Raw genomic sequence first — 20,280 nt, forward strand, 5'->3', positions numbered from 1 at the left:
CTGTTTTACTTAAACAAAGAATCAACGAACTCCTTACGGTCAAAAAGTTGCAGGTCTTCCATCTTCTCACCAAGTCCGATGAACTTCACAGGCACTTTGAGCTGGTCTGAGATTCCTATAACAACGCCACCTTTGGCTGTGCCGTCAAGTTTGGTAATGGCAAGGCTGGTAATCTGGGTGACCGCACTGAACTGCTTAGCCTGCTCAAAGGCATTCTGACCTGTACTTCCGTCAAGGACAAGCATTACCTCATCGGGTGCCTGGGGAAGAATCTTTTTCATCACGTCCTTGATTTTCTTGAGCTCGTTCATCAAGCCCACCTTATTGTGAAGGCGGCCTGCCGTATCAATAAGCACTACATCGGCATCGTTGGCCTTGGCACTCTGAAGAGTGTCGAAAGCAACGGAAGCGGGGTCTGCACCCATCTGCTGCTTGATAACAGGAACTCCTACCCGGTCGCCCCATATCTGCAACTGCTCAACAGCAGCGGCACGGAACGTATCGGCAGCACCAAGATAAACTTTCTTGCCAGCATGCTTGAATTGGTAGGCCAACTTGCCTATGGTAGTGGTCTTGCCCACACCATTGACTCCGACAACCAAAATAACATAGGGCTTATGGTCGCCAGGAAGATCCCAATTTGCAAAACTATCCTTATCATTCTCAGCAAGCAGAGTTGCGATTTCGTCACGAAGGATGGCATTCAGTTCGGAGGTAGAGACATACTTGTCGCGTGCGGCACGCTGCTGGATGCGGTCAATAATCTTAATGGTTGTATCGACACCCACATCAGAGGTTATCAGCACTTCCTCCAAATCATCGAGAACCTCGTCGTCAACTTTGGATTTTCCGGCAACGGCGCGCGAAATCTTCTCAAAGACACTCTGCTTGGTTTTCTCTAATCCCTGATCCAGTGTTTCCTTCTTCTTCTTGCTAAAAAAATCAAAAATACCCATGAGTAACTTGTTTATTATTATATATTTGCAAAGTTACGGTATTTTTTCCAATTAGGCGAAGCAATGTTTTCATTTCTTTAACAGCTGATAAAAAAATAAACATGGAAGAAATGAATATGAACATAATGAAATAAAAAACCTTGCAATCTGTAACAATTGCAAGGTTATATGATTTTTTTATCAGACTACTCTGGAGACTGGAACTTCGTCCCTGTAGTCTTGACAAACTGGCGGGCAAACTGTTCAGGATAACCCTCTCGCTTTACACGGGCTCCCAATCCTGTCTTGGTACGCAGGAAAGTACGTCCTTCGGTGGGCTTGACAACCATATCATTGTATTTAACAATGAGGAAAGTAGCAAGTTCACGCCATGTAGCAAGCATGTTCTGAGCCTGAGTGTTGCTATAATCGTTGAGATATTTGAGAGCAGCAGCCTTATCCTTATTATATAAGGTGAGGGCTTCGTCTTCAACACTCTTTTGCTGAGCAAAATAACTATTCTCCAAACTGTCACGCACCTCACGCAAAGTGGGGAACATCTGGCTATAACGGGGATAAACCATATTGCTTACCCAGTTGCAAACCCAATAAGCATTGCGGTCTGAGAATGTAACAGCATCAGCTCCAGGCGTATTATAACACTCGGGCTGCACGGTATTGCCACAATATATGGGAGTATAGGCTATCATATTGCCATCATCGTTACCCCACCATATAACGCCTCCAATCTCACGAGGCAACCACGAGCGCATCTGGCTGACATAACTGAAAGCAGACTGCTGGGTACTGGTCGGGCGCTCATTGAAATACTTGACGCCATCAACCGTATATGACAACGGAGTGGGACGATAAGGCATCTGCCAGATACCGCCACCCATATCAAGAGTATCGGTGGCAAGAGGAGTGCCTTCATAATGGTCTCGCATACATGCCTGCACCTCCTGAACAGAAACCTTGTGGTCGGGAACAATCCACAAAGGCATATCTTCGGCATCTTTATCTTTACCCAATGCCCATGGGAGATAACGGTCGAAGCCCTTGTCAAAATGACGGAAGAAACTCCAAACGCGTGCGTCGCAGAATCGGCGTCCGCCGAAATCGGGAGCTGCATATACCCACTTCCAAGAGAAATCGGCGTCCTTGCCAGTAAACCATCCCTTAGAACGAGCAAAGCTGATTACATCCTTGGAATAAAGGACATTCTTCTTGTCCTTCATATTGAATTTGCCTATGCGGCTCTGGTTGGCATGGGCACAAATGGCATTGTCGGGAATACGCATAGCCACCCAAACCACGCTCTTGGAACCAGGTCCCTTGCCCATCATCTCCATAATCCAGGCCTCGTTGGGGTCACAGATAGTAAATGTCTCACCACTACTATTGAAGCCGTAGGTCTCTGCCAGCGTGGTCATCACCTCAATGGCTTCGCGGGCCGTGCGGCTACGCTGAAGCGCGATGTATATTAGGCTACCATAATCAAGAATACCGGTAGGGTCTATCATCTCTTCACGTCCACCATAGGTGGTTTCGCCAATAGTAACCTGATATTCGTTGATATTGCCAATCACATTATATGTAACAGGTGCCTCGGGGATGGCTCCATGATATTCACCATTGTCCCAATCATAAATCTGGCGCATAGTTCCCTTGGGATGAATTCCCGCAGGATAGTGGGCAAGATTGATGAACATGCCATAATCATCGGCATTATAAGTGCAGATGACCGAACCATCGGTAGAAGCCTGTTTTCCCACTATAAAATTGGTACAGGCCATACTGCTTGCACTCACCAATGAGAAGATAAATGCTATGATATAACGATACATAGGCGAAAGATTAACAGGCTTTGAAACTCATATCAAGGCCCTTTACAGAATGAGTAAGAGCACCGACAGAAACATAATCTACACCTTGCTCGGCATAGCTGCGAATGGTATCAAGGGTTATATTGCCACTCGACTCAACCTCATAACGATGATTGATGAGATCTACAGCCTTCTTGGTATCTGCCACAGTAAAGTTGTCAAGCATAATACGATTTACACCGCCACATTCAAGGACCTGATTGAGCTCATCGAAATTACGAACCTCAATCTCAATCTTCAGGTCAAGGTTGCGTTCCTTAAGATAAGCATGACAACGGTTGATAGCGTTGGAAATACCGCCAGCAAAATCAATATGATTGTCCTTGAGTAATATCATATCAAAAAGACCGATACGATGGTTTACGCCACCGCCAATCTTGACTGCCATCTTTTCAAGCATTCGCATACCAGGAGTGGTTTTACGTGTGTCGAGAACATGTGCACCAGTACCTTCTATACGTTCTACATAACGATGGGTCATTGTGGCAATACCGCTCATACGCTGCATGATATTGAGCATAAGGCGCTCGGTCTGCAGCAAAGACCTTACCTTGCCAGTTACAACCATTGCGATATCGCCACGATGAACCTTGGCTCCATCATTAATGAGTACCTCTACAACCATAGTTGGGTCGAAGCGGGCAAAAACTTCCTTGGCAATTTCTACACCGGCAAGGATTCCATCTTCCTTGATGAGGAGATGAGACTTACCCATAGCATCTTCAGGGATGCAACATAGTGTGGTGTGGTCACCATCACCAATATCTTCTGCAAAAGACAAATCAATCAGTCTGTCTATTAATTCGTTAACACTCTGCATGACTTGAATAATTTTATTTGACACTAAATTAATGAGTTATTTCAACTTTGTGGGCTCTACCTTCAACGTCCTATCTATTTGCTGCACTTGCCCAGAAGCGCTTTGTGGGAGGGATAAAGGTTTGCGGGGGATTGGGGGCACGTTAACCGGACGTATTTCCGATGTATCTGCATCATCCGGTAATGTAGCCGGCTGTGGCTTGGAGTGCATTCTTACCAATTGTATGTTATTGATAAACATAAGCTGCAAAGTAGTAGCCGACTCCAGTTGGCTTTGGCTCTTGCTCAAAATAAAGTAGCCACGAATCTCCTTAATGCCTACCCGCCCATAATCAGACAATTTTACCGTCTGATGACATGGCATAGAAACTTGAGTGAAAGAAGAAACGATGCTATCATTTGCCAATGTGATAGCAAGAAGCACACAAGCATTGCGCATTCCGTCTTGATAGATGAAATTGCAATCAAATGCTAATGCAAAGGCATCGCCAGCATGATATGAGGTATCACACTTTATAACAAAACTCTTCTGATTGAATGGAGCTTGGGGAATAAGTGTAAGAGAACGCGTTTCGCTCCATACATTGGCAGTATCTCCTGTCGCACCCAATGTGCCAAGACTGCCCAACTCTGATGTCGACACTCCCAAAGAGCCTGCCTCAGCACGCAGGCGGTCCTCAAGTTTGTCATATATCTTAGAAAGCTCGTCGGTATGACGCATATAATAGGTCAGCGAACGGTCAAACTGCTCCTGTGTAATCCCATGTTTGCGAAGAACCGCATCCTCATAAATACGCTCCCATTCTCCAGGGTTCCCCTGCTGAGAAGCCAAACTCTTAGAAAGATGATAGTCGTACATAACATCCTCCATTTCTCCACGTGACAGAATGTCTGAAGGCAAGGATGGCTTACATCCTTGCATAAATATAAGCAGAAATGAAACGGATATAAAGGAGAGCACCTTACCTAACATCCTTTTATTTTTGTTCTGAATTATCAACATCCTTCTTGTTAGATTGGGAAAAAAGAGATAAGGTCTCAAGCTCTTTGCGACAAACTAAGAGCAACATAACCACACCTACGCTAATGCAAGCATCAGCAAAGTTGAATACGGGTGAGAAGAAAATGAATTCAGAGCCACCTACCATTGGAACCCATGAAGGCCACGTCGTTACGATGATTGGGAAATAGAACATGTCTACCACCTTTCCCATCAGGAATGGAGCATAGCCAGTGCCAAAGGGAACAAGAGAGGAAACGTCAAATGGGGTTGAAGCATCAAAGACAAGCCCATAGAACATAGAGTCAAATATATTTCCTGCAGCCCCGGCAAATACCATAGACAACAAAATGATATAACAATAGCGGGCACGTACTTTTATCTGGCGATGAATATACCAACCTATAATGCAGATAGCAGCTATACGCAATAGGCTAAGCAGGAACTTGTTGATAAACGTCATGCCATACGCCATACCATTGTTTTCCACGAAATCGATATAAAACCAATCAGTTATATGGATGGCATCACCCAAGCACATATTAGTCTTGACCAGAATCTTGATAATCTGGTCAATAACCAATAGCACCACAATAAGCAGAACCGAGAGACGTCCTCGGGTCACAACATTTCTAATATCCTTCATTTTATTGCTTGCGAGCATTTTTTGACGCCACGCTCAGAGTGGCATGGGGCACCGCGCGTAAACGCTCCTTTGGTATAAGCTCACCTGTCATACGGTCTATACCATAGGTTTTGTTGTCTATACGAATCAATGCCGCCTCCAAACCTTGGATAAACTTCTGATGCCGTGCCGCCATCTCCACCAACTGTTCCTTGGATTGGGTAAGACTACCCTCCTCCAATGCTTTATATGTAGGAGATGTATCATCAACATCATTGGTATCCTGATTCATCAGCCTACGCATTACCTTGCTATAACTCTCACGTGCAACTGCCAGTTTGTCATTAATAATAGCGCGGAACTCCTGGAGTTCTTCATCGCTGTAACGTACCTTAGTTTCCATGCATCGGTGATTTAGGTTAACCATGACGCAGACATCGCTTGACAACTGCGCCATGGTTGGATTATTATTATTAAATTTTAGTTACTTGTATGCGAACGACAAAATTATCAAACTCTACATCTGTCCCAGCATTGTCCTCCACAGAGATACTATCGGCCAAAACTTGAGTTTTCACATAATCCTCGTAGTTGGCAATAGCCTTGGCAATACTGTCATTAGGACTGACCTTTATTGCTATGCGGTCAGTAATTTCAAGACCAGCGTCCTTTCGCATGTTCTGAATGCGATTAATGAGTTCACGTGCCATACCTTCATTGAGCAAATCTTCGGTCAGTTCAACCTCCAATGCCACAGTGAGATTTCCATCATTGGAAACGAGCCATCCAGGGATATCCTCGCTGATGATTTCGACATCTGCTACATCAACGGTGACAGGAGCACCATCGATATCAAACGAAATGCTACCATTCTGTTCCAACAATGCTATCGCGTCTTGATCCAAGCCATCCATATGGGCAGCAACACTCTTCATCAGCTTGCCGAACTTTTTGCCCATCACGCGGAAGTTGCACTTTACCTTCTTCACGAGGAATCCAGAATTCTCTACAAAGTTGACCTCCTTGACATTCACCTCATTCTTAATAAGGTCTTTGACAGCGCAGATACGCTGCTTCTGCTTGTCGTCGATGGCGGGAATCATCAGTTGGGCCAAAGGCTGACGAACCTTGATGTTAACTTTACGACGGAGAGCCAAAGTCATGGATGTTATCTTCTGAGCGATATCCATGCGGGCTTCAAGTTCGGCATCAATGGCCTCGGTATCAGCCACAGGATAACTCTCCAGATGCACACTCTCCATCTTTCCACCAAGGTCGTGATAGAGACGATCAGCATAGAACGGAGCAAACGGTGCAACGAGCTTGGCTACTGTCATCAGACATGAATAAAGTGTCTGATAGGCGTTGAGCTTGTCACTGTCCATTTCTTTGCCCCAGAAACGTTTACGGTTGAGGCGTACATACCAGTTGCTCAAGTCATCGTTGACGAAATTGTCTATCAAACGGCCTGCTCTTGTTGGATCATAATCATTCAACTGCTTGCAGACATTAATAATCAAAGAATTGGCCTTGGAAATAATCCAACGGTCAATCTCTGGGCGTTCTGCCAGATTGCCTTGATTAAGCATGGTCTCCGGGTCAAAACCATCAACGTTGGCATAAAGAGCCAAGAAGCTATATGTATTATATAATGTACCGAAGAACTTGCGACGAACTTCATCCACGCCTTCAGGATCGAACTTGAGATTATCCCATGGCTCGCTGTTGGTCATCATATAGAAGCGTACAGGGTCAGCACCATACTTCTCCATCATTTCAAATGGATTGGTCACATTGCCCACATGCTTACTCATCTTATTGCCTTTGGCATCAAGAACCAAGCCGGTAGAAATAACATTCTTGAATGCTACACTATCGAATATCATTGTAGCAATAGCATGAAGCGTGAAGAACCATCCTCGAGTCTGGTCGACTCCTTCGTTGATAAAGTCGGCTGGGAAATAGGCAGGAGGTATTGGCGTTCCTTCGTAATCAGAGTGTATCATAGCCTGACGATCGGCTTCTGTACCGCGTGCCATCTCTCCCTCGAATGGATAGTGCAGCTGGGCATAGGGCATAGAGCCACTATCAAACCAAACATCTATCAGGTCGGTTTCACGATACATTGGTTTACCTGCGGCATTGACAAGCACGATATTGTCCACATAAGGGCGGTGGAGGTCTATACGGTCATAATTCTCCTGAGAATAATCTCCAGGAACGAATCCATTGTCTTTCAGCGGATTGCTCTTCATCACACCTGCCTCTACCGATCGCTCAATTTCATCGTAGAGTTCTTCGACGCTACCAATACACTTCTCGTTACGATTGGAATCGCGCCAAATAGGGAGCGGCGTACCCCAGAAACGAGAACGCGAGAGGTTCCAGTCGTTGAGGTTCTCCAGCCAGTTGCCAAAGCGTCCACTTCCTGTTGACTCGGGCTGCCAATTGATGGTCTTGTTGAGTTCCACCATTCTCTCTTTAGCAGCGGTATCTTTGATAAACCAAGAATCAAGAGGATAGTACAAAATTGGCTTGTCCGTACGCCAGCAGTGAGGATAATTGTGCACATGCTTCTCTGTACGGAGAGCCTTACCCTCCATCTTGAGTTCCATACACAATACCACGTTCAGGTCTTCGGCCTTGTCGGATGCAGCCTTGTCCCATACTCCGTTCTCGTTGAAGCGTGGATCATAAGCATTCTTGACATAATCACCCGCATGGTTAGCATACAAATCTTTGTCCACACAAGCATTGACAAAGTTAGTATCCAGGTCTTCAATGAGATAGAACTTACCCTGCAAATCTACCATCGGACGAGTCTCGCCCTTTTTATTAATAAGGTATAGTGCCGGAATATTGGCATCTTTGGCTACCTTGGCGTCGTCGGCACCGAACGTAGGAGCAATGTGAACAATGCCAGTACCGTCGTCTGTGGTCACATAATCGCCCAAGATTACGCGGAAAGCCTGGTCATTCATTTCAACAAAACGGTCACGACCATCCTCGCTGGCAAAAACCTTTTCCGGATGAGCCTCGGCATAATCGCTTACAAAGGCGGGTGACAGATCATTAAGTTTCTCGCAAGGCTTGACCCACGGCATGAGCTGGCGATAGTGGTATCCTTCAAGTTCAGTACCCTTCATGCGGTCCACGATGCGCCAAGGGCATATCTTCTTGTCTTTGTCAAATGCAGGCAGTTCTCCCTCTTTGGCTTCATGATCGGCCTTGAGGTATGAAGTCACGAGGTTTTCGGCCATAATCATGGTCATAGGCTCGCCCGAATAGGGATTATATGTCTCCACAGCCACATAGTCAATCTTGGGGCCTACGCAGAGCGCCACATTGGAGGGCAATGTCCATGGAGTGGTAGTCCATGCCACAAAGTATGGAGTTCCCCACTTGGTCCACTCCTCTTTAGGATTGACGATTTCAAACTGAGCTGTTACGGTAAGGTCCTTGACATCGCGGTAGCATCCCGGCTGATTGAGCTCATGACTCGAAAGACCGGTTCCGGCACCGGGGCTGTAAGGCTGGATAGTATAACCCTTATAGAGCAGTCCCTTATTATAAAGCTGCTTGAGAAGCCACCAAAGGGTCTCAATGTATTTGTTGTCGTAAGTGATGTAGGGATGGTCAAGATCTACGAAATATCCCATCTCCTCGGTAAGTTGACGCCACTCAGCGGTAAACTTCATTACGTTTTCACGACACTTATGGTTGTACTCTTCCGTTGAGATATACTTGTCCGATGCCTTGTTGTCAATATCTTTTTTGGTAATACCAAGTTCTTTCTCCACACCCAATTCTACAGGAAGTCCATGAGTGTCCCATCCTGCCTTGCGGTGTACCTGCATTCCCTGCATGGTCTTATAGCGATTGAATGTATCCTTGATGGCACGTGCCAGAACATGATGGATACCAGGGTGACCATTGGCTGAAGGAGGACCTTCAAAAAATATAAATTGGGGATTGCCATCACGCTCATCAATACTTTTGTGGAAGATATCATTCTTCTTCCACTCTTCCAATACGCTCTTGTTAACCTCAACAAGATTCAAGCCATTGTGTTCGGCAAATTTCTTAGCCATATTACCTATGTTTGCGTTTAATACCTATTATACCTGTTTTTTTTTAATTTGGCAAAGTTACACAAAAAAATCGATGATATGCACAATTTTAGAGGTTTTTTATGTATGGCGCTATCACAAACAAGCATTTAGTGCAGGTTCGGCAATAGGGAACGGCACCAATTGTCTATCAATAGTCCTTTGTACAATAAGCGTAAGTTGTATTAGACGGAAAAAGACAATCTGCCAAAGTTCCAAGTATATTTACAAAGAATTTGTTTTAAGGTTTCCTTCATTCTGAATGATAGCAAGCAGAATGGCAGTGATTCTCAGAAACCGCGCGAAACGTTTGAAAGCTACCTCATAGGGACACAAAGACCGAAACAGGGCCCACAAATAATCCTGATACTGTTTCTTTTAGCAATTAAATCACGAATTGAAAAAATACATATTGGCAACCACTATTTCAGACTTGGATATTATCGATTCACGATGCAATTTGCATTTGAAAACGTCCTTAACGATGTTTCCTCCATTTTAATGTCATAAACAATGCGTCAAATTCGAGTTGTCTGCAAAAAACAATTGGGCAAAATGCATGTCTCGATGCACTTTGCCCAATACTAATTTCTGCCGACACACAGTTCGGCAATTCCATACTTTTCAGCTGGCCTATACAGACTTATAGCCCTTTGTGCTAATGGTTTCAATTACTTCCTTGATACCCATCTCCTTGCCGTCTGGGCTACGGTGAGCTGCCTCATGATGGGCGGCTTCGATTTCTTCTTCAGACACGGTGTATCCAAAGAACTTGCTCTTAAACTCGGCTACAGCCCAACCAATGAGGGCCACCACGAACAATGCTAATACGCAAAAAAATACATTCATATTTGTCTATCTGTTTTTTATAGGTGCAAAATTAACAAATAATACTGAAACTAAAGGCGTTTTGACCTTAATTTTTATCATCTCTCAAACATTTGCCGTTTATAGGTCGAATACGTAGCCTATCGTAGAGCAAAGCAGCACGATGAGCACGTAGAAAACAAAAAGATGTCCACCACTTCTAAATCCTGCTACCAGCGAATTGTAGGCGCCCGCCAGTCCATCTATTTTTCCCGCCCCTACTCCAAATGTGAGCCCTGCTATAATCAATGTCACGCAAGTGACCGGCACGAGACAATGAAGGAAACTACTATGATTGACAGTACCCGTAGCCGTAAGCAGCAAGGGCTGAGGCAAAAGGGTAAGAAGGGCCATTATCACTACGACAATGGTCAATTCGAGCATTACCACGCGCAGGGCAAACCGTTCTTTTACTCCTAGCGGACGGCGGAGCCTGAACAGTTGGCTCTCTGTCAAAGGGCCATATGCCATAACACCCAACACGAGCCATATAAGCAAAGGCGACGAGAGGGTGTATACAAATCTGCCGAACAACCAGCGTATGCCTTCTGCGCTCAGGAGCGAGCGTAGGTCTGCCGTGGGATTTAGTGCTGTAAGTATCCATGAGAGCAGCACAAGCATTATCCAAGCCACCAACAAAGTCAACGCCGTCTGAGGGAGCCTATTCTTCATCGGGATGCAGGTCATCAATGTCAAGTATGCGCAGCTCGAGAGCCCTTACCACCAGTCTCGTGGCATTTACTCCCATACGGTTTCCGTCGGGGAAGAGTTTTTGTACCAGCTCATTCTGACGCTTTTCCAAACTCTTCACGCCAAAAGGCATACCGCGCAGATTGGTAATTTGCTCTTTGGTATACCCCAGAGCAAGATGTCGCAGAAAACGCTCATCGTACTCATCAATCTCATAGTCAATCAGCGACTCGGTACGCATAAGGCTACTCCCGACACTATGCTTGAATCGCTCTACTATTTTCTCGAGTATGGGCTGATTGAAAACCAGACGTTTACCGCTCATACAGCTGGCAACATCACCTCGGGTGAGCAATTCGCCACTCTTCAGAATAATTCCGTCGCAACCAGCATCGAGCACATCCACCCAGAGTTTCTCATTAAGTATCTCTCCTGTAAAGATAAGGACCTTAACCCCTGGATAATTCTCTTTGGTGTATCTGCACAACTCAACGCCCACAGTGGTAGAGCCACCAAGTCCCAGGTCGAGCAACACCAAATCGGGCTGATGCTGCTTCATGAGCTTAAAATAGTTCTGCTCATTGTCTGCAGTTCCAATAATTACGGCTTCGGGAATCTCATTTTTGAAGATACCTTCGGTTCCTTTGAGTTCGAGAGGAACATCCTCTACTATGACTACTTGAAATTTTTCCATATCTGTAAGTTGTTACGTTCCTGGTTGAGATTGTACGCCTTGCTGTTTGGCAAAGAATGAGGTGTTTCGCGGAATCACAAGCATCACCACAATGCCTGTCTCTGCGGGGCTTGCCTTGATACCACACGCGCGAGCCTGGCTTACTTCGCCGAGCTCCCTTATTATCTGTCGACACATCAAATATCTCACATCTTTGGTAGATGGTGTAAAGAGCTGCCGACACTCTTGCTCTGTCAGCTTGACGTTAGGCATGGGTATCCGCACTGTCTGATATTGTCCGTCACTTGTATGGGCAGTCCATGTTACGCGAGCCTGATTAATGCTGGACAATATATCCAACAACATTTCCCACATTTCACCATCTATGCGCATAGGCGTCTCTGTCTGTCGCAATGCCTGCTGGCTCAATATGTCATAAAGCGACTTATAGTATCCGGTCACCTCGTCGAGAGCATCGCAGTCTATAGGTCTGGTATCCACTATCTGCCTGATACGCGAGGGATAGTACATCGTCTCATGCTTAAGGGTGGAAAGGCAGTTGTCGAGCACACTGTTGCTTACGTGCAGACGCGCCACTTCATATTGGCGTCGATTGAGCTCATCTGTTTCCATTTCAATGGCATCCCGCTGCTTTTCATTATAGACCACCTGCTGCCGAAGGTCATTGCAAATCTGTGCCACAAGACGGTCAAGCTGCCGGACATCATTATCAAATGAAACTTTAGGCATCACCCAGATTTTACTGATTTTTAGCAACTTACTCTCCGGCCGTTCATCTTCCATCAGCAGGTTGTTTATGAGTTTCAGTCTATCCAGACAAAGCCTATACATCAGCCTATAACGATAATAGAATATGTAGTATGCTGGAAAAAGGACAAGCAGCAAGAGTATCAGAATGATAATTGCAACATTCTTGTTTGTTTCTGCCTTCTGCATAACCTGCACATAATTGCTCAGCGACTGGTCGGCACTGCGCAGGCGGAACAGCTGGGTATATGCCTGGTTATTGTATTCATAGAGCTTCCATCTGTGCAGCGCCAAGGCAGCTACCGCTATCTCATTGCGCATGTTCAGAATAGTAGTATAGTCAGCCTCTACCCCACTCCGGAACCACTTTAATTCAGCCGCCTCTTTGCCAGTACTGTCATAAATAGCCATCAAATCGACAGAAGTCTGGTGCTTATGTATATAACCCCGTCTGCCGTTAAGTGCCTGCATACAGCTATCGGCCATAACGAGTGCTTGGTGGTAGCGTCCGTCAACATTGCATTGATAGATGGAGTCAGCATATTTACGAACTTTATCAGACATATCGTACCCGAATGTGGTAGATACTGTCAAAGACATAAAGAGTCCTATAAACAATCTCACAACACCCACCGGAAGTCTGAACCAGAATCTGCTACCCGTGCCGGTATTCTCAGCTCCGATTGCACATTGGGCGAAGATAGGACTTACCTTCTTGTATTTTTCAATAATTCCCTTGCAATTCATCAGTCCAAACCCATGCCCTTTTCCGTCTTGCACCGCGCCGGAGGTATCTACTATCGGCTTATGGTCAAAGAGATGCTTCAGCTGAGTATCACTCATCCCGGGCCCGGTGTCGCAAATACTGATTTCGGCACAAGTGTCATGGCGTATTGCATAGATTTCCACATGCCCATCTTCGGGAGTGAATTTACGTGCATTGTCCGCCATCGTATTTATCATAAAAAGCGTGAGGGTCTTGTCTGCCTTGACCGTCAGGTCGGTCTTTTGTATATCGAGAGAGATTCCTTTAAGCTGAAATCCCATCTTGCTTTTGGCCACGATATCAAACAATGATTGTAGAGCAAAACTTTCGATATGTAGATTGAGTTGACCTTGGCGTAGTCTTATCCAATCGGTCAACACTTCGTTATACTTGTTGATTTGGTCTGTGAGTTCAGCGATATACTCTATTCGTTCGTTGTTGGTATCACCAACCTTGCGTAGCATTCTTACTTCATGAAGCATGCGGTCGATAAAGGGTGTTATGCTGGTTACCAAAGATAACTTGGCCCTCTGCTCGAGGTTGCGGCGGCGGTTCTGCGTCAGGTGCAGCTTTTCTATCTCTATCATTTCGCATATCTCGTCGCTCTTCTCCATCTGCCGACTCATTTGTCGGTCATTGAGTTCTTTCCACTTACGCAGAGACATGAGCAACGATTCAATATCACTGCTTCGGTCGGTTTTTTTTCTCTTCAGGTAAAGGACTATGAGCAGGGTTACCAATACTACAAGCACTACAAGTATAGCTGCTATCATCGAGTTGAGCAGTTTGGCCGACTTGTCCAACTGCTCGGCACGCGCCTCAAGCTGCCGGTCTTGTCGCGTTTTCTCCTGCATGTCGAGATAGATATTGCGGTTATAATCACTGTTGGGTTTGTCATCGATGGCAGAATAAGCCAGTGACAGTTGTTCCCGAATAGAGGCTACCAGGTCAGGGGCACGCTCTATAACTGTGTCTTCCTCAAGAGCGTTATGCAGACAAATGAGTGACGAGCGGTAATCATTGAGTGCCCAATAACATTTTGCAAGAGTACGATAAGCACCAGCTGTCTGATAGACGTCACCATAATGCTGGAAAATATGCAGCGCACGCTGTGCGAGATTTCCAGCAAAGAGCGAATCGGGCATATCATCATTGTTGATATAACTCATCGCAGGCTGGTTATTATCTAAAAGTCTGGAGAGTGCACGGGTATCTACGAGGTGCTCACTCATGCCCTGCAGAGCCTGAGCTTCAAAGAATGGGATGCCCTCTTGGCGGGCAAGGACATAACACTTGATAAGGCTTTCGAATTCAAGTTGTTCGACTTTCTCCTGAGTCCGCGCACGAATGATACCTCCCGAACCTACATTATATAAATAATTGAGAAGTTGTAGGGTGTCTTCTTTAAGATAGTCGCTCTGGGAAAGGTGGGCCAGTTCGTCATGCGACTGGTTGGGCAGTCCCATGTAATAAAAATAGACCGAGGCAACGATGTAAAACTCTGAACAGGCATAAGCAAAACGATGTTGCTGGTGTGAGTTAAGCAGACGGCTTTCCTCCTCTATCCGGTGCAGCCGACCAAGAGCCCTCTCCCTATAAACATAGAAATCCTTGTTATAGGATTTACGTTGGCAGAGGCGCATCATCTGCACGTCAGCAACGAGCAATTCCACCTGATTGTTAGTTATCCTGTCGAGGTTTCCAATGAGCGTTTTCACACTGTCATAGTCCATCTTTGCCATACTGACAAAGGCAAGATGATTAAGGGCTTCCGCTTTTCCGTCCGGGTAGTCAGACGACAGCTGCAGGGCCTGGCGTGCATAGTAGGCCGTGCTGTCCAGGTTACGATAATGGTAGGCATAGGCTTGCGAGTTGAGACCGTCTATGCGTCCTGCCGTGGGATTTGTGCACGACATAAGCCATGAAAGGCTCCATATACCGACGAGCGATATAATAAAGCCTTTCAGGAAACGAGCATACTTTGGGTTTGCCTTTATGTCGTCATTGCTATTCATTGCGTAAGCCTATACTGGCTGGATATTTGGTTATTGGCGCGCCTTGGCGATATAACCTAATGCCTCAACACATTTGTCTGTAATAGCCTGCCAATTGCCTTGGGCTATCACATCCTTTGGAAAGAGCTTGCTGCCCATGCCGACACAGAGTACCCCACTCTTAATCCATGCGGTGAGGTTGTCTTCTTCGGGACTTACAGCCCCTGTCACCATGATATTACTCCAGCGCAAAGGCGCCATGACATTTTTAACGAACGACGGTCCGCCCACATTTCCTGCGGGGAACACCTTAGTCACATCACAGCCAGCAGCCTGGGCGTTGCTGATTTCACTTACCGATCCGCACCCGGGGCTGTAAGGGACAAGGCGACGGTTGCAGACAGTAGCTATCTCAGCGTTGAAATTGGGGCCGACAATGAAATTGGCGCCAAGTTGCATATACAGGGCTGCAGTGGGGGCATCTATTACAGTGCCTGCTCCCAAAATCATTTCCGGGCAGGCTGCAGCAGCCCATTTTGCGAGTTCTCCAAATATCTCATGGGCAAAATCACCACGATTGGTAAACTCGAATACTCTTACCCCTCCCTTGTAGCAGGCACTGATTACCTGCTTACATATCTCTAGGTCGCTATTGTAAAAAACAGGCACCATACCGGTATCATGCATGGCCTGTATCACTTGAACTTTATTAAATCTTGCCATAATTGTATGTCTTTTGTTTTTATCGCTGCACTCTTCCAGAAGCGTCGCCACCAGCAAGGTTCTCCACCTCTTCTCGGCTTACCATATTAAAATCGCCTGGTATCGTGTGCTTCAGGGCTGATGCAGCTACAGCGAACTCCAAAGCACGCGCTTGGTCTCCGTCATATGCAATGAGGCCATGTATCAATCCACCAGAGAACGAGTCTCCTCCACCCACGCGGTCAATTATGGGAAGTATGTCATAGTGCTTGCTTTCATAGAACTGCTGCCCATCATAACTCAGCGCCTTCCATCCATTGTGCGATGCCGATTTGCTTTCCCTCAATGTACTCACTACGTACTTGAATCCGAATTCTTGCATCATTCCCTTGAATATGCCATAATATCCATGAGCATCAGTCTGACCCTTTTCCACATCTGCTTCGGGAGTAAAGCCCAAACAGAGCTTTGCATCTTCCTCATTACCTATACACACATCTACATACTGCATGAGTGGACGCATCACTTGCTGTGCCTTGGCAGATGTCCACAGCTTCTTGCGGAAATTGAGGTCGCAACTTACGGTCACACCATGACGCTTGGCAGCCTGACATGCCATAAGGGTAAGCGTGGCAGCCTTGTCGCTGATGGCGGGCGTAATGCCACTCCAGTGAAACCAGTCGGCGTCTTTCATAATCGCATCAAAATCGAAGTCCTCGGCAGTAGCTTCGGCCATTGAGCTTCCGGCACGGTCATAGATTACCTTGGAGGGACGCATCGATGCACCGCTTTCCAGATAGTAGATGCCCAATCTATTACCGCCACGGGCTATATAATCGCAGTGTACCCCATAGCGTCGGAGGGCGTTAAGGGCACACTGTCCAATTTCATGTTCGGGAAGTTTGCTAACGAAATAAGCCTCATGTCCATAGTTGGCGCAACTTACTGCCACATTGGCCTCGCCGCCTCCATATACTACATCAAAGGAATCACTCTGAACAAAACGTTTCTGTCCTGGTGACGAGAGACGAAGCATGATTTCGCCCATTGTTACGATTTTTGCCATTTTTCTTATTTTAGATTATCTGTTTATTGTCATCAAGCAAAAGTACACATAATTTATATAATAAGGAAAGAATTGAAGAAAAAAAAACTAATGATGCCATTTTTTAGAGCTGTGTGTTTACACAATTCGGTTATTATTGTTATTTTTGCAATGATTAATCGTTATAACATGTCAGAGAAGATTAGAATCAAGGATATTGCCGAGCGTGCCGGTGTGTCGGTTGGTACGGTTGACAGGGTGTTGCACGGTCGTCCCAACGTGTCGCCATCTGCAAAAGCCAAAGTTGACGCAGTACTCAAGGAGTTGGACTACAAAGCCAATGTCTATGCCAGTGCTCTGGCGCGCAACCGCTCCTATCGTTTTATCCTGCTCATGCCAGAGTATGAGTCCGAGGCTTATTGGGAAGAAATTGAGCTGGGAGCCGTGAAGGCCAATGATGCCCGTCGCGATTTTCACATAAGTCTCGAGATAGTTTATTTTGACCGTTTCTCCAGTGAGTCTTATGTCAAGCAGTGCCGCTATTGCCTCTCAGCCCGCCCCGATGGACTCATAATCGTCCCAATGGATGAGGAAACAACACGAGCGTTTACCGATAGTCTTCATTCGATGGACATCCCATTTGTTTTGCTTGACTCTTTCATTCCCGACCTCAAACCCCTCGCCTTCTTTGGCCAGGATTCTTTCTGCAGTGGTTATTTTGCCGCCAAGATGCTTATGCTTATAGCGCGTGAAGAGAAGGAGGTGATGCTTATGCGACTGCTAAAAGATGGGCGCGCAGTAAGTCGTCAGCAGGAAAACCGCGCCGTAGGATTTATGAGCTATATGCAAAAACGGTTTCCCAATGTGCGCGTGAGTTACCTCGACCTTCCCATTGAGCACCGCGACGACCATGAGCTCTATACGGCCATGATAGATTCATTCTTTGCCCTGCATCCAGACATCCATCACTGCATCACATTCAACTCCAAGGCATATATAGTAGCCGATTACCTATTGGCGACGCATCGCAAGGATGTCCAGATTATGGGATACGACATGGTCAACCGCAATGCGATGTGCCTGAGGGAAGGCACTATCTCTTTCCTTATCGCCCAACATGCCTTTATGCAAGGCAGTCTCTGCGTAGAAACGCTGTTCCAATCGGTAGTGCTCCACAAGGAGGTAACGACTGTCAACTATATGCCGATAGAGTTGATTACACGCGAGAATATGGATTTTTACCGACGCAGCCTTTAGTATCATGACAAGTAATAAAAAAGGCCTGCTGGCACTTTCGCCCCTTGTAGTGTTTATCACGTTCTACCTCTCGCTATCTCTTCTGGCGGGCGACTTCAACCGCGTGCCTGTTACGGTGGCGTTTATGGTGGCGAGCGTCTATGCCGTATGTATTTCGGGCGGCCATACGCTACAGAGACGCATTGACATCTATAGCCGTGGAGCAGGTTCCGGACGTTTGCTGCTCATGCTATGGATATATGTATTAGCCGGTGCTTTTGCCTCGTCTGCCAAGGCCATGGGCAGCATCGATGCCACTGTGGCTATGGCGCTCCATGTACTTCCTTCCAACTTGCTGCTTCCGGGACTATTTGTTGCGGCATGTTTCATCTCACTCTCTATTGGCACGAGTGTTGGTACTGTCGTGGCACTTGTACCAGTGGCGGCGGGAATAGCTCTCGATACTGGGGCTTCCGTACCGCTTATGGTGGCAGTCATCGTTGGAGGTTCTTATTTCGGCGACAATCTCTCGTTCATTTCTGACACTACAGTTGTAGCCACACAGACCCAAGGCTGTAGGATGAGCGACAAGTTCAGAGTCAACCTGCGTATTGTGGCGCCTGCGGCAATTGTACTGCTGGCCGTCTATGGTTTTATGGGACGTGGCATAGCGTCTCCATCAGCCATTGAACCCATCGATTGGATACGCATAGTACCCTATGTTGCCGTACTGGTTATGGCCTTGCTTGGAATGAATGTTATGGCTGTACTAAGCCTGGGCATAGCCCTTTGTACTATCATCGGAATCGCAGTGGGAGCCTACGACTTCTTCGGACTCCTTGATGCTATGGGCAGCGGTATCACATCTATGGGCGAACTGGTCATTATTGCTATGATGGCGGGTGGATTGCTCGAAATCATAAGTGAAATGGGCGGAGTTTCCTATCTTATAGACCGACTTACTGCCAAGGTGCACACCAAGCGTGGCGCCGAACTGTCAATTGCGGCCATGGTGAGCATGGTCAATCTCTGTACCGCCAACAATACTATAGCCATACTCACCGTAGGAGATATCTCCCGTCGTATAGGTGGCAGATTTGGAGTGGACAATCGCAAGGCTGCATCCATACTCGACACGTTCTCGTGTATGGTACAGGGCATGCTTCCTTATGGTGTGCAGATGCTGCTCGCAGCAGGACTGGCTCATATCAGCCCGATGTCCATTATACCTTATTTATATTATCCCATGGCTATAGGAGTGGTAGCACTCGGAGCCATCATCTTCCGATATCCTCGAAAATACAGTTGATATGGATATAGTAAAACGAAATCTCTTTGCGCTCATACGCTCTGGTGCATTAGGTGAATATACCAGACTTGAACCAATGACTCCTTGTAAGTGGAGGAAGTTGGGCGATATGGCACTTAGCCGTGGTGTGGATCCTACCGTCTCCCTCGGACTGAGACACCACCAGTATGATCAGGGGTTGGGAATTCCTTCACTACAATTGGGCGATGGCGAAGTGACTTCGGCGCAGACTGCCATTCCCATGCGACAAGCCTCCATGGCAAACCTATGGCTTAACCACCAACTTAAAAGAATACGCAACACAGAGCGACATGCTATAGACACATCAGTAGATACCTTGCAGATACTTGATATTCTACTCTCATCCATTACAGCAATGATGGGACAGGATGCGTCACTCAGACATCTCGTGCAACTTGCCGTCTATCTTCGTACAAGGGGAGACAAGGTCGATTTTGTCAAACTTGACCGCTGGTTGCAGAAACTTCATGTGACAAGGGCAGCAGCATTACAAGGCAGTTTCCTTATCACGGCAATGGGCTTTGAACCCGATGAGCTGCCATTTGTTCACTCTTCGGAGCCCCGGGCAGAATTCTTGCTTGACTACGCCCTGTCCCATGGACAGCACGAGTACGAAGCCTGGCATCTCAGCGACACCAAACCTCTCTTCATACGCAACAACCCCAAAGCACTTTGGCGCAGGGTGCGTCGGTGTACAAGATATATGCGTTATGCGCCATTAGAGACCATTAGCTATCTATTTCTATCAATGGCGCGTTCTATTGCCGAAGTTGAGGAGTAGAACAAGTTCGTAAATAGCACCCCATATTAAAGGAGAATCTTAATAAATGGGCAA

At 46.4% G+C, this 20,280-nt stretch carries 16 protein-coding genes; 3 read left to right on the plus strand and 13 right to left on the minus strand.

Annotation, left to right across the window (positions count from 1 at the left end):
- Positions 1-5 precede the first annotated feature (5 nt).
- The 13 genes from ftsY to CIK94_RS03735 all read right to left on the minus strand — a co-directional run bounded on the left by ftsY (position 6) and on the right by CIK94_RS03735 (position 16,900).
- Positions 6-956: a signal recognition particle-docking protein FtsY gene (gene ftsY, locus CIK94_RS03675; RefSeq protein WP_094387134.1), complete on the minus strand. Its 951-nt coding sequence runs from the start codon at positions 954-956 to the stop codon at positions 6-8.
- A gap of 185 nt (positions 957-1,141) precedes the next feature.
- Positions 1,142-2,731 (minus strand): dipeptidase, encoded by a 1,590-nt coding sequence (locus CIK94_RS03680; protein ID WP_371591407.1) that lies wholly within the window; start codon positions 2,729-2,731, stop codon positions 1,142-1,144.
- Positions 2,732-2,792: 61 nt separating this feature from the next.
- A complete protein-coding gene (nadC, locus tag CIK94_RS03685; RefSeq protein WP_022311465.1) occupies positions 2,793-3,641 on the minus strand; it encodes a carboxylating nicotinate-nucleotide diphosphorylase in 849 nt (282 codons plus the stop codon).
- Positions 3,642-3,677: 36 nt separating this feature from the next.
- Positions 3,678-4,643: a DUF4296 domain-containing protein gene (locus tag CIK94_RS03690; RefSeq protein WP_094421368.1), complete on the minus strand. Its 966-nt coding sequence runs from the start codon at positions 4,641-4,643 to the stop codon at positions 3,678-3,680.
- Positions 4,618-5,286 (minus strand): lipoprotein signal peptidase, encoded by a 669-nt coding sequence (locus CIK94_RS03695; RefSeq protein WP_094388924.1) that lies wholly within the window; start codon positions 5,284-5,286, stop codon positions 4,618-4,620. The genes CIK94_RS03690 and CIK94_RS03695 overlap by 26 nt, the downstream gene beginning before the upstream one ends.
- A gap of 1 nt (position 5,287) precedes the next feature.
- Complete coding sequence (locus tag CIK94_RS03700; RefSeq protein WP_094421370.1) at positions 5,288-5,668, minus strand: molecular chaperone DnaK; 381 nt, start codon at positions 5,666-5,668, stop codon at positions 5,288-5,290.
- Between the two features lie 70 nt (positions 5,669-5,738).
- Positions 5,739-9,356 (minus strand): isoleucine--tRNA ligase, encoded by a 3,618-nt coding sequence (gene ileS / locus CIK94_RS03705; RefSeq protein ID WP_094421372.1) that lies wholly within the window; start codon positions 9,354-9,356, stop codon positions 5,739-5,741.
- Positions 9,357-10,007: 651 nt separating this feature from the next.
- Positions 10,008-10,223, minus strand: coding sequence for a hypothetical protein (locus CIK94_RS03710; RefSeq protein WP_094421374.1), 216 nt, complete (start codon positions 10,221-10,223; stop codon positions 10,008-10,010).
- 99 nt (positions 10,224-10,322) lie between these two features.
- Positions 10,323-10,913, minus strand: a complete 591-nt coding sequence (locus CIK94_RS03715; RefSeq protein WP_022311471.1) for an AbgT family transporter — start codon at positions 10,911-10,913, stop codon at positions 10,323-10,325.
- Positions 10,903-11,625, minus strand: coding sequence for a DUF5932 domain-containing protein (locus CIK94_RS03720; RefSeq protein WP_094421376.1), 723 nt, complete (start codon positions 11,623-11,625; stop codon positions 10,903-10,905). The genes CIK94_RS03715 and CIK94_RS03720 overlap by 11 nt, the downstream gene beginning before the upstream one ends.
- 12 nt (positions 11,626-11,637) lie before the next feature.
- Positions 11,638-15,054, minus strand: coding sequence for a DUF5112 domain-containing protein (locus CIK94_RS03725; RefSeq protein ID WP_094421420.1), 3,417 nt, complete (start codon positions 15,052-15,054; stop codon positions 11,638-11,640).
- 129 nt (positions 15,055-15,183) lie between these two features.
- Positions 15,184-15,855, minus strand: coding sequence for a bifunctional 4-hydroxy-2-oxoglutarate aldolase/2-dehydro-3-deoxy-phosphogluconate aldolase (locus tag CIK94_RS03730; RefSeq protein WP_094387140.1), 672 nt, complete (start codon positions 15,853-15,855; stop codon positions 15,184-15,186).
- A 19-nt stretch (positions 15,856-15,874) separates the two neighbouring features.
- Entirely contained in the window at positions 15,875-16,900 is a 1,026-nt protein-coding gene (locus CIK94_RS03735; protein ID WP_094421378.1) for a sugar kinase, read from the minus strand.
- Between the two features lie 168 nt (positions 16,901-17,068).
- On the opposite strand from CIK94_RS03735, the gene CIK94_RS03740 reads away from it, so the two are divergent.
- Genes CIK94_RS03740 through CIK94_RS03750 form a run of 3 tightly spaced genes read left to right on the plus strand, consistent with a single transcriptional unit; the run spans position 17,069 to position 20,226 of the window.
- Entirely contained in the window at positions 17,069-18,136 is a 1,068-nt protein-coding gene (locus CIK94_RS03740; protein WP_094387125.1) for a LacI family DNA-binding transcriptional regulator, read from the plus strand.
- 4 nt (positions 18,137-18,140) lie between these two features.
- The gene (locus CIK94_RS03745; RefSeq protein WP_094421380.1) at positions 18,141-19,424 is read left to right on the plus strand and encodes a Na+/H+ antiporter NhaC family protein; all 1,284 of its coding nucleotides are present in this window, start codon (positions 18,141-18,143) and stop codon (positions 19,422-19,424) included.
- Between the two features lies 1 nt (position 19,425).
- Complete coding sequence (locus CIK94_RS03750; RefSeq protein ID WP_094421382.1) at positions 19,426-20,226, plus strand: hypothetical protein; 801 nt, start codon at positions 19,426-19,428, stop codon at positions 20,224-20,226.
- Positions 20,227-20,280: the final 54 nt, after the last annotated feature.

This window comes from Prevotella sp. P4-51 (assembly GCF_002251455.1).
Classification (GTDB): Bacteria; Bacteroidota; Bacteroidia; order Bacteroidales; family Bacteroidaceae; genus Prevotella.

What these genes read in the sequence shown, in the direction of transcription:
- CIK94_RS03695 (WP_094388924.1), bottom strand. Translation starts at nt 5,286, where the DNA reads ATGAAGGATATTAGAAATGTTGTGACCCGAGGACGTCTCTCGGTTCTG.
- ftsY (WP_094387134.1), bottom strand. Translation starts at nt 956, where the DNA reads ATGGGTATTTTTGATTTTTTTAGCAAGAAGAAGAAGGAAACACTGGAT.
- CIK94_RS03740 (WP_094387125.1), top strand. Translation starts at nt 17,069, where the DNA reads ATGTCAGAGAAGATTAGAATCAAGGATATTGCCGAGCGTGCCGGTGTG.
- CIK94_RS03735 (WP_094421378.1), bottom strand. Translation starts at nt 16,900, where the DNA reads ATGGCAAAAATCGTAACAATGGGCGAAATCATGCTTCGTCTCTCGTCA.
- CIK94_RS03710 (WP_094421374.1), bottom strand. Translation starts at nt 10,223, where the DNA reads ATGAATGTATTTTTTTGCGTATTAGCATTGTTCGTGGTGGCCCTCATT.
- CIK94_RS03715 (WP_022311471.1), bottom strand. Translation starts at nt 10,913, where the DNA reads ATGAAGAATAGGCTCCCTCAGACGGCGTTGACTTTGTTGGTGGCTTGG.
- CIK94_RS03700 (WP_094421370.1), bottom strand. Translation starts at nt 5,668, where the DNA reads ATGGAAACTAAGGTACGTTACAGCGATGAAGAACTCCAGGAGTTCCGC.
- nadC (WP_022311465.1), bottom strand. Translation starts at nt 3,641, where the DNA reads ATGCAGAGTGTTAACGAATTAATAGACAGACTGATTGATTTGTCTTTT.
- CIK94_RS03680 (WP_371591407.1), bottom strand. Translation starts at nt 2,731, where the DNA reads ATGGCCTGTACCAATTTTATAGTGGGAAAACAGGCTTCTACCGATGGT.
- CIK94_RS03720 (WP_094421376.1), bottom strand. Translation starts at nt 11,625, where the DNA reads ATGGAAAAATTTCAAGTAGTCATAGTAGAGGATGTTCCTCTCGAACTC.
- CIK94_RS03730 (WP_094387140.1), bottom strand. Translation starts at nt 15,855, where the DNA reads ATGGCAAGATTTAATAAAGTTCAAGTGATACAGGCCATGCATGATACC.
- CIK94_RS03690 (WP_094421368.1), bottom strand. Translation starts at nt 4,643, where the DNA reads ATGTTGATAATTCAGAACAAAAATAAAAGGATGTTAGGTAAGGTGCTC.
- CIK94_RS03745 (WP_094421380.1), top strand. Translation starts at nt 18,141, where the DNA reads ATGACAAGTAATAAAAAAGGCCTGCTGGCACTTTCGCCCCTTGTAGTG.
- ileS (WP_094421372.1), bottom strand. Translation starts at nt 9,356, where the DNA reads ATGGCTAAGAAATTTGCCGAACACAATGGCTTGAATCTTGTTGAGGTT.
- CIK94_RS03750 (WP_094421382.1), top strand. Translation starts at nt 19,426, where the DNA reads ATGGATATAGTAAAACGAAATCTCTTTGCGCTCATACGCTCTGGTGCA.
- CIK94_RS03725 (WP_094421420.1), bottom strand. Translation starts at nt 15,054, where the DNA reads ATGTCGTGCACAAATCCCACGGCAGGACGCATAGACGGTCTCAACTCG.